The 15,742-nt window shown below is 61.1% G+C and carries 14 protein-coding genes; 6 read left to right on the top strand and 8 right to left on the bottom strand.

What is annotated here, in order from left to right; all coding sequences use genetic code 11:
* Position 1: 1 nt before the first annotated feature.
* The 5 genes from ACGHU1_RS06850 to ACGHU1_RS06830 all read right to left on the bottom strand — a co-directional run bounded on the left by ACGHU1_RS06850 (position 2) and on the right by ACGHU1_RS06830 (position 5,916).
* The gene (locus ACGHU1_RS06850) at positions 2-1,234 is read right to left on the bottom strand and encodes an alkaline phosphatase D family protein (protein ID WP_390584974.1); all 1,233 of its coding nucleotides are present in this window, start codon (positions 1,232-1,234) and stop codon (positions 2-4) included.
* Between the two features lie 78 nt (positions 1,235-1,312).
* Positions 1,313-2,440, bottom strand: coding sequence for a dihydropteroate synthase (folP, locus tag ACGHU1_RS06845; protein WP_390584972.1), 1,128 nt, complete (start codon positions 2,438-2,440; stop codon positions 1,313-1,315).
* A 199-nt stretch (positions 2,441-2,639) separates the two neighbouring features.
* Complete coding sequence (locus ACGHU1_RS06840) at positions 2,640-3,788, bottom strand: site-specific DNA-methyltransferase (protein WP_390585534.1); 1,149 nt, start codon at positions 3,786-3,788, stop codon at positions 2,640-2,642.
* A 556-nt stretch (positions 3,789-4,344) separates the two neighbouring features.
* Positions 4,345-5,268: a calcium/sodium antiporter gene (locus ACGHU1_RS06835; protein ID WP_390584970.1), complete on the bottom strand. Its 924-nt coding sequence runs from the start codon at positions 5,266-5,268 to the stop codon at positions 4,345-4,347.
* 30 nt (positions 5,269-5,298) lie between these two features.
* On the bottom strand, positions 5,299-5,916 hold the full coding sequence (locus tag ACGHU1_RS06830; RefSeq protein ID WP_390584969.1) for a ribonuclease HII: 618 nt from the start codon (positions 5,914-5,916) through the stop codon (positions 5,299-5,301).
* Positions 5,917-5,934: 18 nt separating this feature from the next.
* Here ACGHU1_RS06830 and ACGHU1_RS06825 point away from each other — a divergent pair, with 18 nt between their 5' ends.
* The 6 genes from ACGHU1_RS06825 to ACGHU1_RS06800 all read left to right on the top strand — a co-directional run bounded on the left by ACGHU1_RS06825 (position 5,935) and on the right by ACGHU1_RS06800 (position 10,994).
* The gene (locus tag ACGHU1_RS06825) at positions 5,935-7,119 is read left to right on the top strand and encodes a PQQ-dependent sugar dehydrogenase (RefSeq protein WP_390584967.1); all 1,185 of its coding nucleotides are present in this window, start codon (positions 5,935-5,937) and stop codon (positions 7,117-7,119) included.
* 62 nt (positions 7,120-7,181) lie between these two features.
* A complete protein-coding gene (locus ACGHU1_RS06820) occupies positions 7,182-7,739 on the top strand; it encodes a GNAT family N-acetyltransferase (RefSeq protein WP_390584965.1) in 558 nt (185 codons plus the stop codon).
* A gap of 89 nt (positions 7,740-7,828) precedes the next feature.
* On the top strand, positions 7,829-8,389 hold the full coding sequence (locus ACGHU1_RS06815; RefSeq protein ID WP_390584963.1) for a DUF1285 domain-containing protein: 561 nt from the start codon (positions 7,829-7,831) through the stop codon (positions 8,387-8,389).
* 17 nt (positions 8,390-8,406) lie between these two features.
* On the top strand, positions 8,407-9,006 hold the full coding sequence (locus ACGHU1_RS06810) for a CoA pyrophosphatase (protein ID WP_390584962.1): 600 nt from the start codon (positions 8,407-8,409) through the stop codon (positions 9,004-9,006).
* A complete protein-coding gene (locus ACGHU1_RS06805) occupies positions 9,003-10,196 on the top strand; it encodes a CCA tRNA nucleotidyltransferase (RefSeq protein WP_390584960.1) in 1,194 nt (397 codons plus the stop codon). Before ACGHU1_RS06810 ends, ACGHU1_RS06805 begins: the two co-directional genes overlap by 4 nt.
* A 249-nt stretch (positions 10,197-10,445) precedes the next feature.
* The gene (locus ACGHU1_RS06800; protein WP_390584957.1) at positions 10,446-10,994 is read left to right on the top strand and encodes a hypothetical protein; all 549 of its coding nucleotides are present in this window, start codon (positions 10,446-10,448) and stop codon (positions 10,992-10,994) included.
* Between the two features lie 85 nt (positions 10,995-11,079).
* On the opposite strand, the gene parC is transcribed toward ACGHU1_RS06800, so the two are convergent.
* The 3 genes from parC to ACGHU1_RS06785 all read right to left on the bottom strand — a co-directional run bounded on the left by parC (position 11,080) and on the right by ACGHU1_RS06785 (position 15,734).
* The gene (gene parC / locus ACGHU1_RS06795) at positions 11,080-13,374 is read right to left on the bottom strand and encodes a DNA topoisomerase IV subunit A (RefSeq protein ID WP_390584954.1); all 2,295 of its coding nucleotides are present in this window, start codon (positions 13,372-13,374) and stop codon (positions 11,080-11,082) included.
* An 86-nt stretch (positions 13,375-13,460) separates the two neighbouring features.
* A complete protein-coding gene (locus ACGHU1_RS06790; RefSeq protein WP_390584951.1) occupies positions 13,461-13,946 on the bottom strand; it encodes a hypothetical protein in 486 nt (161 codons plus the stop codon).
* Between the two features lie 75 nt (positions 13,947-14,021).
* Positions 14,022-15,734 carry an AbgT family transporter gene (locus tag ACGHU1_RS06785; RefSeq protein WP_390584949.1) on the bottom strand — a complete coding sequence of 571 codons (1,713 nt, stop codon included), beginning with the start codon at positions 15,732-15,734 and terminating at the stop codon, positions 14,022-14,024.
* Between the last annotated feature and the right edge of the window lie 8 nt (positions 15,735-15,742).

Here is a 15,742-nt window from a genome sequence, read left to right as displayed (position 1 = left end):
GTCACCAGCCGACAGTCCGCGTTACCCGGACTTCGCCTTCACTGCCGCGCAGGCTCGTGGTGAAGGTGCGCGCATCCCAGTCGATTTCGACCAGCCCGAAATTCTCTTCCGAGATGAAGTCGGTGAGACGCTTTGGATCGGGTTCGCGCGCGGTGTTACGCTCGGTCGAAGAGAACGAATAGTTGAGCGATGACGATGTCAGCTCCCACATCTGTTCACCGCCAGCCGCAGCGGGCGTATCTGTATAAATGCCGCCTGCATGGCGGTCGCCTGACAGCATCACCAGCCCGCTATCTTCACGCGCGGCGAGCATCCGGTACAGCTTTGCCCGCTCCAGCGGCAGTGCTTCCCAGCTTTCGTAATCATGAGCGTCGGTGATGACCTGTATCGAGGAAACCAGCACGCGCAGATCCGCAGGCTTGGCAAGCTCCTGCTCCAGCCATGCCCATTGATCGCCGCCAAGCATCGTCTTCGATGCATCATTGCTCGGCACATATGGCCCCAGCGGCGGACGCTCAGGCGTGTATTCCATCCGGTCGAGATCGCTGCGGAAGAACCGCGTGTCCAGCATGATGATCTGCGTCACTTTGCCACCGGTGCCGAATGTGCGGCTTTCATAGATGCCGGGGCGCGATTTTACTTCATCCGATGCGCCCCAAAATGTTTCAAACAGCGTTTCGGACCAAGTGCGAAAGGTGAAGTTCGCGCCTGCATCGTTGAAGCCGTAATCGTGATCGTCCCATGTGATCATCATCGGAACCGATGCGCGAAAACGGGTCAGTTCGGGCGTCTCGGCCTGCTGCTGGTATGCCATCCGAAGGGTGGTCAGCGCCGCATCGCCGTTCCAGCCAGAATCGCCGTAATTGTTGTCGCCAATGAACAGGAACAGGTCCGGGCCGGTCGCCGCGATCCGGTCCCACATATGCTGGGAGCGCGACTGGTGGTTGCAGCTGCCAAATGCGAGGCGCGTGATCACCGTGTCCGCTTCGATCGCGGCGTTTTCCGGCGCGACCGGCAGGTCGATGCGCTGCTCCAGCTTTGCGTAATACGCCGCGAGCAGGTCTTCGGCATAAATCGGCACATGGCCATCGCCGTGCATCGCGTGAGGCTTCGCATCGCCGCCTGCATCATGGTGCGCAGCTGACTGGTGGTGGCCATGTCCGTCCGCCATCGCGGGCGCCGACAGCAGCGCGGCCGCGGCAGAGGTTAGGGCGAGGTGCGATAAGGTGCGCATCAGTAAAGTCTCCGATAATCGTATTTGTCGCCGCTTTGGCGTATTCGCATGACGGTATTGCGACGGCGCGCCGCCGGGTCAATCCAGCGGTAATTGCGAAAAGTCGGTGAGCGCCGCATCGCGCGTTCCGCGCCACACATTGCGCGCCTGCACGGTCTCTTTCACGTCATGCACGCGCAGCATATGCACACCTGCATCCATGCCCCTGCATGCGAGCGCCAGCGATCCGCCGAGCCGGTCTTGCGCGGCCTCCTCATTAGAGAGCGCGCCGATCATCCGTTTGCGGCTCACACCGAGCAGCAGCGGGCTGCCCAGCGCGTGAAACAGCGGCAGGGAATTGATGAGGGCGAGGTTGTCCTTGAGCGACTTGCCAAAACCGATGCCGGGATCGAGCATGATGCGATCTTCTGCAATGCCCGCCGCGATGGCCCGGGTGCGCGCGTTTTTGAGGAAGTCGAACACGTCGCTGACGACATCGGAATATTCGCCGCCTTCGTGAAGGTCATCGCCGCTGCCGGGCGCGTGCATCAGGATTACGGGGCAGCCGGTATTCGCGGCCAGCTCTGCAGAGCGCGGATCGTATCGGAGAGCGGACACATCGTTGAACACGTGCGCGCCAGCGTCGATTGCGGCCTCCATTACCCCTGCACGCCGTGTGTCCACGCTGATCGCGGCGCCCATCGCCTTGCAGTATTCGACTGCCGGCAGAACGCGGTCTTTCTCGTCACCTTCCCAAGTCGCTGCTGCACCGGGCCGCGTGCTTTCGCCGCCTATGTCGATGATCGCTGCGCCCGCTTCCAGCATGGAAGCCGCGTGCGCCTGTCCTGCATCGGCTTTGTCCAGAAACTCGCCGCCATCGCTGAAACTGTCGGGCGTTACATTGAGCACACCCATCACCTGCGGCTGGTCGAACCGGATCGTGCGCTCTCCCGCGATCAGCGGTGCGTGAACCTTTTGCAGGTTGGCCCATTGCTGCTCCGCTTCGGTTGCCAGCAGCCCGTCGAGCTCATCGAAGACCTGCTCCGCCTCGCGCGCGCCGAACAGTTTGCGCTCCACAGCTCGCTCACCGTCCCGCACCACCATGGCAAAGCGGCTGGCATAGACCATAGTGCCCGCCAGCCGGATCGCCGCTCCGTGTTCGGTGTGCGGCGACGGCACCAGGCCAATGGGGTGAATGTAGACGCCTCTTTCAAACGCTGCGGTCATGGCTTTGGCCCCGTGTAACGGTGTAACATGGACCGCATGTTACACGGTCCTGAGCAAAGAAAAATCGCCTTGGCACACGCGCCGAGCATTGGGCGCGAAACACGGTCAAAGGCGGCTGAAAGGTTCATGCTCTGCGTCTTAGTCTGCCAGCGCGTTGTAGGACAGCGGCACAGAGCCGCAGCCCGCACTTGCGCGAAGGTCAGCCATCCTCATTCGCGAGCAAATAGGTTTGCCGCGCTGCGTCGATAGGCTTCACATCCCTGCTTCCGCCTTCATCGACTTCGTAATGCCAGAAGGTCCAGCCATTGCAGCTTGGGGCGCCTTGCAAATCCTTGCCAAGCCCATGGATTGATCCGGTCTTACCGTCCAGTTCGAGCGAACCGTCCGCGCGGACAGTCGCGACCCAGCGGCGTTTCTTGTCGAAAACCTGCGTGCCCGGAACGATCATCCCTGTTTCCACCAATGTGCCAAAGGCGACGCGCGGTGCGGCCTTTTTCGACTGCATCGTTTTGAGCGCGCTCTCATCCAGTGGCAGCTCTTTCTCGATCCGTTTCATCGCGACACCGCGATAAAAGTCTTCGCGCTCGCAGCCGATCCATTCGCGGCCCAGCCGTTTCGCCACAGCGCCCGTCGTGCCGGTGCCGAAAAACGGATCAAGCACCACGTCGCCTGCCTCTGTCGTGGCGAGCAGCACGCGGTAAAGCAGCGCCTCTGGCTTTTGCGTGGGATGCGCTTTCTTGCCGTCTTCTTTCAGCCGTTCGCCGCCTGAACAGATCGGCAGCACCCAGTCGCTGCGCATCTGCAGCTCATCATTAAGCGTTTTCATCGCGCGGTAATTGAAGTGATAGCGCGCCTTTTCACCCTGGCTCGCCCAGATCATCGTTTCATGCGCGTTGGTGAAACGGGTGCCTTTGAAATTCGGCATGGGATTGGTCTTGCGCCAGACAACATCGTTGAGAATCCAGAACCCCAGATCCTGAAGGATCGCGCCGACGCGGAAAATGTTGTGATAACTGCCGATGACCCACAAGGCGCCATCCGGTTTCAGCACGCGCCGCGCCTCTATCAGCCAAGCGCGGGTGAATTCGTCGTAAACCTTGAAGCTGTCGAACTGGTCCCAGTGATCGGTAACCGCATCGACTTCGCTGCCATCAGGACGGTTCAGATCGCCGCCCAATTGCAGGTTGTAAGGCGGATCTGCGAACACGCAGTCGATCGAATTGTCGGGCAATGTGCGCATCGCCTCGATGCAGTCACCGGACAGAATCTGGCCGATGGGCAGCAGGTCGCGGACCTCTTTTTCCGATGGTTTGGTGACACGCTTCGTGCGCGCCTTGGTTGTTTCGATCACACCCACGGCGAAATTCCTCGACCTTGTTTTGCAGACTTATCCACAGGGTGAGTCCTGAGGGAGTCCGCGTCAAGGAAAGATTCTGGAGGAGTATGGTTAAAGCGGCGTAAACCAAGTTTCGCTTTACACGGAACGAAAGGTGACCGGCACAAGATGTTGAGTCCGCAAGCGTTTACAGGACTCGATATGCAGGGGTGTGGCGCGAAGGACTCGTTGTTTGTTTTTCGCAGCCCATCCGGGCTGCGGCTTCCTCGGCCCTTTCGGGCCTGCGGGCGGGCGGTCGCCCTTGCGGCGCTTCGCGCCGTGCTCCGCAGCCCCTTTCTGAGATAGCGCACGTCGTCTTGGCGCTTGGCTGATGGCTAGGGGTGGTGCGAGCCGCAGGCTCGCCAGCGCGCGACCGCGCGCCGCCGCTCATGCGGCGTAGCCAAGCGGGCCGAATGGCCTGCGCCCGGCGCTTGAGGGCGCCAAACAAAAAACCGGATGGGCTTGCGCAAATAAAAAACCGGATGGCCCGCGCGCCGCCGCTTGAGGGCGCCAGACAAACCCAAATCCTCTAGCTGAAAACGAGCACCACATTCGCGGCAAACGCCGCCACCAGTGCCGCGCCCAGCCAGCGACCGATCCGCTTTGCTTTCCACAGCAGCGCGAGCAGCAGCAGCGCACTGCCCGTAAGCAGCGCCATTTGCAGGCCGACAAGCTCCAGCGGCAGGGCAAACGGTGCAATGCTCATGGTTGCGCCGCCGATCAGCAGGACGTTGTAGATGTTGGAGCCGACGACATTGCCAATCGCAAGGCCCGGTTTCCCGCGCAGCGCAGCGGCAATGGATGCGGCCAGCTCTGGCAAGGATGTGCCGACGGCCACGACGGTCAGGCCGATCACCGTTTCGGGGACGTTGAAAATGGTCGCAAGTTCGATCGCCCCGGTGACAAGCGCATTACCGCTTGCGACCAGCACCACCAGCCCGACGGTGAAAAATCCGATTGCGACCCAGATCGAGCTGGGAGCCTCGTCTTCCTCTTCCTCCATCTGCGCCGCACCGGGGTGGCGATATCGCCACACGATGTAGCCGAGTATCCCGCCCAATAGCGCGACACCGATCCAGCGCGCGCCCAATTGCGACCAGATCAGCGCCCACAGCAGCAGCGTCACGCCCAATGCAACCACCGCATCGCGGCGGCCCGTTCCAGTCAAAACGATAGGCGTGACAAGCGCCGAGACACCAAGGATGAGCAGCGTATTGGCAAGGTTGGAGCCGACGATATTGCCCCATGCAATCTCGGGCGATCCCGCCATCGCAGCCTGAACGCTGGCGACCATCTCTGGCATGGACGTCGCAAAACCGACGATCACAAGCCCGGTAAAAAGCACGGAAACGCCCAGCTTGTGCGCAATGCCCACTGCACCGCGCACCAGCAGCTCCCCGCCAATGGCAAGGCCGACCAATCCGGCAAGGCTAAGGAGAATCGCGTTCAGCATGGCGCGCCGCCTACGGCAGTTTTGCAGGCTTCACAAAAGGTTTGCTTGCGCGACGGGGGCAAAGCTGCGGCGATGAAGTGATGTGGGGCCATGGACACGCAACGCCTCCATGTGTTCGGCTGTTCCATACCCCTTGTTCCGTTCCCACCCGTATTGCGGATGCGCGGCTGCGGCCTCGATCATCATCCGGTCGCGCCATTCCTTGGCAATGATGGAAGCCGCGCTGATGGCAGGTTCGATCCCGTCGCCCCCGACAATCGCCCGCGCCTGCCAGCGCCAGCCGTCCCGCCGTCCGGCAGGCGTCATGTTTCCATCGATCAGAATTTCGTCAGGAACCGAACTGCTTTTGGTGGCCAGTTCCGCAACGCAGCGGGTCATCGCCTCCATCGTCGCCTGAAAGATATTGAGCCGGTCAATCTCGCCTGCATCGATCACCGCAACCGCCCAGCCGCAGGTGCTGCGAATGCTCTGGTCGAGCGCGGCGCGCCGTTTCGCCGATATTTTCTTGGAATCGTCGAGACCTGCGGGTATATCCTCGCCCAGAACCACGGCAGCCGCCACGACCGGCCCTGCCAGCGGCCCGCGCCCGGCCTCATCGACACCGATGATAAACGGCGCTGCGGTCACGTACCGGCACCAAATGCGCATTGCGGAGTTATTCGAACCATGACCAAATTTTCCAAGCTTCCGTTTATCCTTTCGCTATCTACCCTCGCGCTCGCAAGCTGCGCCATGGGCGAAAATGTGGACAGCGCCGATGCCGGTGCCGCAGGCGCAACAGCCGATGTGGCTCTCTCGATTGATCCCATGGGTGAATTTAACGAACCATGGGCGATCGAATTTGCGCCGGGCACAAACATGCTTTTCATCACCGAGAAATCGGGTGCGCTCAAATTCATCGACACCGCCGCCAATGATGGTGCGGGCCGGATGGGCAGCGTTTCGGGCGTGCCAGAGGTCGCTTACGGCGGTCAGGGCGGGCTTGGCGATATCGTGTTCCTCGAAAGCGAAGCAGGCGCGGATATTGGCGAACGCACGGTCTATCTCAGCTGGGCAGAAATGGGCGATGGCGGGACACGCGGCGCAGCTGTCGGGCGCGGCACGCTTTCCTGCGCAGCAGCAGATGCCTGCGCGATCAGCGGGCTTGAGGTAATCTGGCGGCAAGCACCCAAGGTCGAGGGACGCGGGCAATATTCGCACCGTATCTCGGTTTCACCGGATGAGCAGCACCTGTTTATTGCCAGCGGCGACCGGAAGAAACAAACACCTGCGCAGGACACCACCAACACACTGGGTTCCATCGTGCGCCTGAACCTTGATGGCACCCCGGCAGAGGGCAATCCGATGGCCGATCAGGGCGGCGTTACGGCGCAAATCTGGTCCTATGGTCACCGCAACATCCTGGGCATGGATTTTGATAGCGAAGGGCGTCTGTGGGAGATCGAGCATGGTCCGGCGGGCGGCGATGAGCTCAACCTCGTCAAAGAGGGGCAGAATTACGGCTGGCCCACGCGCAGCTACGGTGAGAATTACAATGGCGACCCGATCCCCGATCACACAGAGGATGACGGCTTCGCCAAGCCCGCCGCGCACTGGACGCCCGTGATCGCGCCGGGTGATATGATCATCTATTCCGGAGACATGTTCGGCCCATGGCAAGGGGACGCGATTATCGCAGGCCTCGTCAGTCAGGGGCTCGTGCGGGTGGAACTCGACGGAGAGACCGCCGCCGAGGCAGAGCGTTACGATATGGGCGCGCGCATCCGCTCGGTCGAGGAAGGCCCCGATGGCAGCATCTGGATTGCCGAAGACGGCCCGGAAGGCAGAATCCTCAAGCTGTCGGCGCAGTGACTGGCCGGGTAAAGTAAAACTTGCTCGTCACCGCTCCGCACGCGGTCTAAGCGCCCCTCCTGATGGACGCCGATACAGCCACCCTTATCCCGCTATCCGCGGTCGAGCCCGACATGGTCGAGCAATTGCTGGACCGTGACTTCGGGCCCGATCGCCATGCGCGCACCGCGTACCGCATCCGCGCCGGGATGCAGTGCCTCGATGCACTCAGCTTTGCGGCTGTGGACGCGGAAGAAATGCTGGTTGGCACGATCCAGTGCTGGCCGATTGCGCTGATCGGCGATGATGCGCGGCCCGTTCCGCTGGTGATGGTCGGTCCGGTGGCGGTCCTGCCAGAACGTCAGGGCGAAGGGTTCGGTATAGGGCTGATGGCGGCCATGCTGGACGCCGAAGCGCGGCTTTCTGCAAGCGGATCGCCTTCGTTTCCGCAAGTGCTGATTGGCGATGCGGAATATTACGGACGCTGGGGTTTTAGCGCCAATGCAACCGGCAGCTGGCGCTGTCCCGGCCCGTATGAACAGGACCGCTTGCTGGCGCGCGGCGCGGCGTTATCCGCCATGCCCGCATCCGGCGTGCTAGGCCCGTGGAACCCGGCAGGCGGGCTCGACGGTAAGGGGTAAAGCGAAATCTGGCGCGGCGACCGCCCGCAAACACGCAGACAAATACACATTGGCGGGAACCACGCACCGCCGCGCACGGTTTGAACCCCATGCCTTATGAACCGCCCCCTTATCTCGCCGAACTCACTCTTGCCCAGATTGCCGAACAAGTCGCGCAGCGAAAGCTGCCTCCGGTTGAAGGTTGGGCGCCCCAGCAAATCGGTGAAAGCCACATGCGCATTGCCGCCGATGGCACATGGTTTCACGAGGGCGATCCCATTCGGCGCCCCGCAATGGTGCGCGCATTTTCCGGCTTGCTGATCCGCGATAAAGCCGCGCAGCACTGGCTCGTCACCCCGTTTGAACAATTGAGCATCGAGGTTGACGACGCAGCCTTTGTCGCGACCGACTGCGTGATGCGCGACGGGGAAATCGCGTTTCGCCTCAACACCGATGAACTGGTCATCGCCGGACCTGACAATCCGATCCGCGCGGCGGGCGATCCTGACACTCCGGCTATTTACCTGACTGTGCGCCGGGGCTGCGAGGCGCGGCTGAACCGGTCCACCTATGCCCAGCTTGCCGAAATCGCGATGGACACCAGCGGAGACGATCTGGAGCAGGGTTTGATGGTCACGAGCCAGGGCGCTATCTTCTCTCTGCGGCCATAACGCCTTATGCCCGCTGTATGAGCACGGTTTTCGATTCTCTCAAAACTGCGTTCGACGCGGGCCATGCGCGCGAGATCCCGGACCTTTTGTCAGACGCCGCATTCGCAGATGGCCGCGCCACCCCTGCCGCCGTGCTAATCGCAGTGACCGACGCGGCGGAAAACCCGCAAGTGATCCTGACTCAGCGCCCCAATGCGATGCGCGATCATCCCGGACAGGTCGCCTTTCCCGGCGGCAAGATTGATCCCGGCGAAGACGCTGTCACCGCAGCGCTGCGAGAGGCGGAAGAAGAGCTTGCCCTGCCGCGTAAAAAGGTGCGCGTGATCGGCACCAGCGACCTCTATCAGACCGGCACCGGCTTCGCCGTCACGCCGGTGCTGGGTGTGGTTCCGCCGGGGCTTGACCTGAAACCCAACCCTGCCGAAGTCGAAGCATGGTTCGAAGCGCCGCTTGCACTGCTGCTTGATAGGAGTAACTGGTCGGTCAACGAAGTGTTCTGGAAGGGGGCGAACCGGCGCTATCTCGAAATGGATTACGATGGCTTTCGGATTTGGGGCGTAACGGCGGCAATCATCGCCAATCTTTCCTTGCGCATGGCGCTGGAGGACGAGGCGTGAGCGCGCGTGAATTCCCCGGTTCCCTGCAAGATGCCGCGTGGCCCCGGCTTGAAGGGCTGACCGCGATCACCGCTGCGCTGGGCGCGGACGCAATCCGCTGGGTCGGCGGCGCGGTGCGCGACACCTTGCTGAATGACGAAGTGATCGACGTTGATTGCGCCACCACGCACCTGCCCGATGCGGTGATCGACCTGTGCGCAAAGGCAGGCATCCGCACCATCCCCACCGGGATCGACCACGGCACTGTCACCGCACTATCCGGCGACAGCACGGTTGAAATCACCACCCTGCGCCGCGACGTGGCGACCGATGGCCGCCGCGCGACAATCGCCTTTGCCAGCGACTGGCGCGATGACGCCGCGCGGCGCGATTTCACCATCAACGCGCTGTATGCGCATCCCGAAACGCTGGAGATATCCGACTATTTTGGCGGACTGGACGATCTGGCCGCGCGCCGTGTGCGCTTTATTGGCGATCCGAGTGAACGCATCGCCGAAGACCATTTGCGCATCCTTCGCTATTACCGTTTTCAGGCGCGGTTCGGATCACAGCTTGATCCGCAGGCAGAGGATGCGTGCGCCGCAATGGCCGATACGCTTAAGGGATTAAGCCGTGAGCGGGTGGCCGATGAACTGCTGAAATTGCTTGCCCTTCCCGATCCGGGCGAAACGGTTGAGCGGATGTATGACCGCGCCGTGCTGCGCGTGATCCTGCCGGAAACCAGCCTGAAACAGGTCGAATTGATGCGCGACGTTATCGTGCGAGAGGCCGAGCAGGGTTTCGCGCCTGATCCGCTGCGCCGGCTGTCGGCATTGCTACCACCCTCCCCCGATATTGCAGAGATTGTCGCGGCGCGCCTGCGCCTGTCGAAAACACAGCGCGGTGTGCTGGTCGGGACGGCATCCCGGCTGGAAAGCGACCGCGATGCGCCCAGAGCGCTGGCGTATAACGAAGGGACAGGTATCGCGGTCAATCGCCTGCTGCTGATGGACGGCGACGTGCGCAGCATCGCTGATTGGGACGTGCCATCTTTCCCGCTGAAAGGCGGTACAATCGTTGCGCGGGGCGTCGGGGCCGGTCCGCAAGTTGCCCGTATCCTCAAATCCATTGAGCAGCGATGGGTTGCAGAAGGTTTCCCCGCCTCCAGCCGCGTGGACGAATTGCTGGACGAGGAACTGAGCCGAACTTGACGTTTACGTTAAGGCGCGCTTCAGACGCGGCCCTGCATACAGAGGGTTCTGAACGGCACCTTGTATTGGTACGCAGGTCCGATTACTAACCCACCCGCGCACGGTGCAATTCGGTTGTTTGTGCGCATTCCATCGCTGTCGGTGCCGATCGAAATGGTCTTTTCTAACAGAGGCTGATTGGCGGATAAGCGTGTGCTGCCCTCTCCAACGTGGTGGCCGTTCGACGAGACAAAACGGAGAAAATATCACATGAATTTCAACAAGCTTGCTATCCTTGCCGCCCCTGCACTTGCCCTTGCAGCGACCCCGAATATCGCCGCTGCGCAAGACGCCGGAACCACTGTGTTCGGTAATGACGACGCGCCTGTTGGTACGGTTGAGAGCAATGCCGAAGGGATCGTCACCGTCGACACCGGAACGTATAAAGCCCCGCTGCCCGCAGAATTGCTGGCCGAGCGTGAAGGCAAATGGACCGTCAACGCGACGAAAGCCCAGATCGAAGGCATGATGGCTCAGCAGGTCGCCCAGCAGGAAGCCGCCGCCGAGGCTCAGGCAGCCGCCGAAGCTGAAGCTGCTTCCAAACTGGATGCCGCCCTTGCAGTAGGTACGCCGGTGATTACCGCCGATGCGCAGCCACTCGGCACGATCAGCGAGCTTATGGACGCGAATGTCGTGGTTGAGAACGACACGGTCGGTCTCGTCACTCTGCCGCGCGATTTCTTCGCTCTCGATGCGGATGATGCTCTTGTCGCCCGCGCGAACCTCGCCGACATTCTGGCAGCTGTCCAAGGCGGCTAAACCAGACCGATATTGATAGAAAAAGGCCGGCGGGAACGATCCTGCCGGCCTTTTTCATGTCTGCGTTTGGTCCGCCTCTCGGCGATCAGTCGAAACGGTTATCTTTCGGGAAGCCCTGCGGCGGCAGACGCCCTGCGGCGCTGCGTGCGACTTTCCATTGCCAGATTTCGTTTTCTGTCCGGGTGCGCTCCCCCGATCCGCCCATCTGCCAGCTCAGGCCGTCTTCCAGTTTGAACGTGGTTGCATCAGACAATCCGCCATCGCGGTAACGCTGCATCATCACGCCCTGCCCGCGCGCCATGACCGGCATTTCCTCAAGATTGAATACGATCAGCTTGCGGTTGTCACCCACGCAGGCGACGTGATCGTCCTCGGCGCCAATTTCGCGGATTACGCGCAGTTCGGCGTTGCCTTTGAGGTTCACCACCTGCCGGCCTTTGCGCGTTTCGGCGAGCAGTTCGTTCGTTTCCGCGACGAAGCCTTTGCCATTGGTCGATGCCAGCAGCAGGCGGCCACCGGGCTTGTGCACGATCATTTTTGCAATGCCGGTGTCCGCCTCCAGATCGATCATGTTGCGCACCGGCTCGCCAAATCCGCGCGCGCCCGGCAGTTTATCACAGCCGAGCGTGTAAAAACGGCCATTGCCCGCCGCGATCAGCAGTTTGTCAGTGGTCTGCGCGTGGAGGATAAAGGCAAGCGCGTCGCCCTCCTTGTATTTAAACTCCTGATCCAGCGGCACGTGACCGCTCGCCGCCCTGATCCAGCCCTTTTGCGAGAGGATTACCGTCACCGGCGCTTTCTCGATCATGGCGTCCATCGAAAACTCGACCGCCGGTTCCGCTTCTTCGATGCGGGTACGGCGCGCGCCCAGCTTGGTATCCTCGGCGTAATCCTTACGCAGGGTGCGCAGGTCTTTTTTCAGCCGCGTGCGCTGGCGGGCCGGGCTTTCAAGCAATTTGGCAAGATCTTCCTGCTCTGCCTCAAGGTCGTCCTTCTCCTGCCGCAGCTGCATTTCTTCCAGCTTGCGCAAGCTGCGCAGGCGCATGTTGAGGATCGCTTCGGTCTGGCGGTCGGTCAGGCCGAATTCTTTCATCATCACCGGCTTCGGCTCATCCTCGGTACGGATGATCTCGATCACGCGGTCGAGGTTGAGGAAGGCGATGATGTAGCCTTCGACCAGTTCCAGCCGCCGCGCGATCTGATCCAGCCGGTGCTGCGTGCGGCGCTGCAGAATCTCGATCTGCGCCGCCGTCCAGTTGGTCAGCAGTTCCTTCAGCCCCATGACCATCGGCGTGCGGGTCGCATCCAGTACGTTGAGGTTGAGGCCAAAGCGCGTTTCCATATCGGTCAGCTTGAAGATGCTTTCTTTCAGCAGCTCCGGATCGACATTCCGGCTTTTGGGGACAAGCACGATGCGGATCGTCTCGTCGCTTTCATCGCGCACATCTTCGAGGATGGGGAGCTTCTTGTCCGCGATCGCCTGCGCAATTTGCTCGATCAGCTTGCCCTTTTGGACCTGATACGGAATTTCGGAGATGACGAGCTGCCATTGCCCGCCGCCCAGCCGTTCAATCCCGGCGGATTTATCCTCTGCCTTCTCCGCTTCGGGAGCCTCGAACACGCCGCGCACGCGGAATGACCCGCGCCCTGTTTCATAAGCGTGGGAGATAACCTCTTTGCTATCGATGATCTGTCCGCCGGTGGGCAGGTCGGGACCATGAAACAGTTCCATCAGGCGCGCATGTTCGACATGCGGATTGTCGATCAGCTCCAGCGTGGCGTCGATGATCTCTGCGACATTATGGCTGGGAATGTTGGTCGCCATGCCCACCGCAATCCCGCTCGCCCCGTTGGCCAGCAGGTTCGGGAACAGTCCCGGCATCAGCTCGGGCTCTTCCTCTTCGCCATTATAGGTCGGGATGAAATCGACCGTGCCCGCGTCTAGCCCGTCCATCAGCTGCATCGCGGTCTTGGTAAGGCGCGCCTCGGTATAGCGGTAAGCAGCGGCGTTATCGCCGTCGATATTGCCGAAATTCCCCTGCCCCTCGACCAGCGGATACCGCAGCGAAAAATCCTGCGCGAGCCGCACCATCGCGTCATAGGCCGCCGTGTCGCCATGCGGGTGGTATTTGCCGATCACCTCACCCACGACGCGAGCGGATTTCTTGAACGTGTTGGACGGGTCCAGTTTTAGCTGGCGCATCGTCCACAGCAGCCGCCGGTGGACCGGTTTCAGCCCGTCGCGCAGGTCCGGCAGGGAACGCGCGGTAATCGTGGACAGGGCATAGACCAGATACCGCTCTGACAGGGCGGCATCGAAAGGCGCATCGACAATCGCGTCGAACGGATCAGAATCGTCGGGAGTGGTGGTTTCGGACATGGCGATGACTTAGCAACGCCCGGCCGCGCGGGGGAGAGGCGTTTCCACAGGAATGGGTATTGGTCGGAATTGGGGTTGGGAGCGGACTATAATTCAAACGAGATATCAACCTTATGAGAGCTTGATGATCTGCCAGTCACGTCACCGCGATGATCCTTGCTGACGAGGCTTTCTATGGCCTGCGAGGAAGGAAATCGAAATCTGCGGCGAAGCCATTCGTCGGCCTTTAATTCAAGCGCTCGGGCCTTGATTGATCCGAGAGCTGGAAGCCTATGCCTATCGCCGTAGGAAGCGAGGTAGTACTCGCAAAATTGCCTTAGATAGACGTGGTTGGCATTTGACGCTCCCAAAAGTGAATCATGGCATTTCTTGAACCACAGCCGCGCTTCCGAATGTCGGTCTTCTAAGAGTAACAGGATGGCATTGTTTGCACTGATGTAAGGAAAGTCCTTGATCGCATAGACCATTGAGCGATCCATCCATTTTCTAGCCACGACCAGTTCACGACGGTCAAAATAATAGCCCGCTACAAGGTAGCAGAAAACAGTTTTCGTGGTTCTAAATGCCGACACGGTATCTCCAATCGTGAGGGCAGATATGCCATGATAATGGAACGACCGAAACCGGGTCGGTACCAGACCTTCTCCTCAGACCGAATAAAACGTCGGTGAGCCCGGCCCGACAGGGATTCCCAGCACGAACGTCCAGAGGTAGAAAAACACCGACCAGAACGCCATGAAAAACATGGAATAGGGCAGCATCATCGCGATGAGCGTTCCGACCCCCAGATTGCGGTCATACCGCGTCGCCCAGGCGAGGATCAGGCCGAAATAACTCATCATCGGAGTGATGATGTTCGTGGTGCTGTCCCCGATCCGGTAGGCCGCCTGAATGGTTTCCGGCGCGTATCCGATCAGCATCAGCATTGGCACGAAAATCGGCGCGGTCACGGCCCATTGCGCGCTCGCCGAACCCAATGAGAGGTTGATGACCGCACACAGCAGGATGAACATGAAAAAGATCGCAGGCCCGGTCATGCCGGTTTCCACAAGGAAGTTTGCCCCCGTCACCGCCGTAATCGCGCCCAGATTGGTCCATCCGAAAAACGCGACGAACTGAGCGGCAAAAAACACCAGCACGATATACAGGCCAAGCGAGGACAAAGCCGCCGCCATGGCGTCAATAACATCGCGGTCAGTCTTCATCGTGCCCACCGCGCGGCCGTAAGCATAGCCAAGCGCGATGAAGAAAATGAGGATCCAGACCACGAACCCGTCAAAAAACGGGCTGTCGATCCGGTCGCCGGTTTCCGGGTTGCGGAACACGCCCCATTCGGGCGCGAGCGTCAGCGCCATCAGCGCGAGCACACCGAGCAGCGCATATCCGGCCCAGCGCAGCCCCTTACGCTCATCGGCGGACACTTGCTCCATCATGCGGTCGTCCAGGATCGTCTCGTCAGCGGCAGACTTGTCATACTCGCCCAGCTTTGGCTCGACGATGTAGATCGTCACCAGCGAACCGATGGCCGTGATCAGGAAGGTGGAGGCGAACATGAAATACCAGTTCGCTGTCGCGACCACGGTGTATTCGGGGTCGATCAGACGCGCGGCCTCTTGCGTAATCCCGGCAAGCAGCGGATCGATTGTGCCGATCAGCAGGTTCGCGCTGTAGCCGCCCGATACACCCGCAAACGCCGCCGCCATGCCGGCGAGCGGATGCCGTCCGAGCGCATAGAAAATCGCGCCCGCCAGAGGGATCAGCACGACATAGCCCACCTCCGATGCGGTGTTGGAGATGATGCCCGCAAACACGATTGCGACCGTCACCAGATGTTTCGGCGCGCCCAGCACCATCGCGCGCACGGCGGCGGATAGCAGCCCGGATTTCTCCGCCACGCCAACGCCCAACATCGCGACCAGCACCACGCCGAGCGGGGCAAAGCTGGTAAAATTGTCGACCAGATTGGTGAAGATGCGCCGCAGCCCGTCGCCGTCCAGCAGGCTGACCGCGCGGATCATCCCGTCCTCTGCCACACCCGGAGCGCCCGCAGGCCGAGGGTCGATTACCGCCACCCCCATCGAACCGAGCAGGCCAGAAAGCAGGACGATGCCCAGTGCAAGGATCGCAAACAGCGATACCGGATGCGGAAGCAAATTGCCGAGCCATTCGACCCCGTCGAGAAACCGGGTGAAGGCGTTGCGGCGGGTTTCAGCCGGTTTGACAGCCGGTTGATCGGCCGCGCTGGGTGCGCCGTCGGACATGAATGTGCTCCAGTTGGAAGGATGTGCGCCGCGCCGGGGCGAGGCATTGAGAAACAAGCGCCCTTCATCCCACCAGAGCGCGCGCGGATCAAGAGTCATGAATGGCC

The organism is Erythrobacter sp. MTPC3, assembly GCF_042854385.1.
Lineage (GTDB): Bacteria > Pseudomonadota > Alphaproteobacteria > Sphingomonadales > Sphingomonadaceae > Erythrobacter.
The sequence above is the reverse complement of the archived record's forward strand: the minus strand, read 5'-3'. Positions and strand labels throughout refer to the sequence as shown.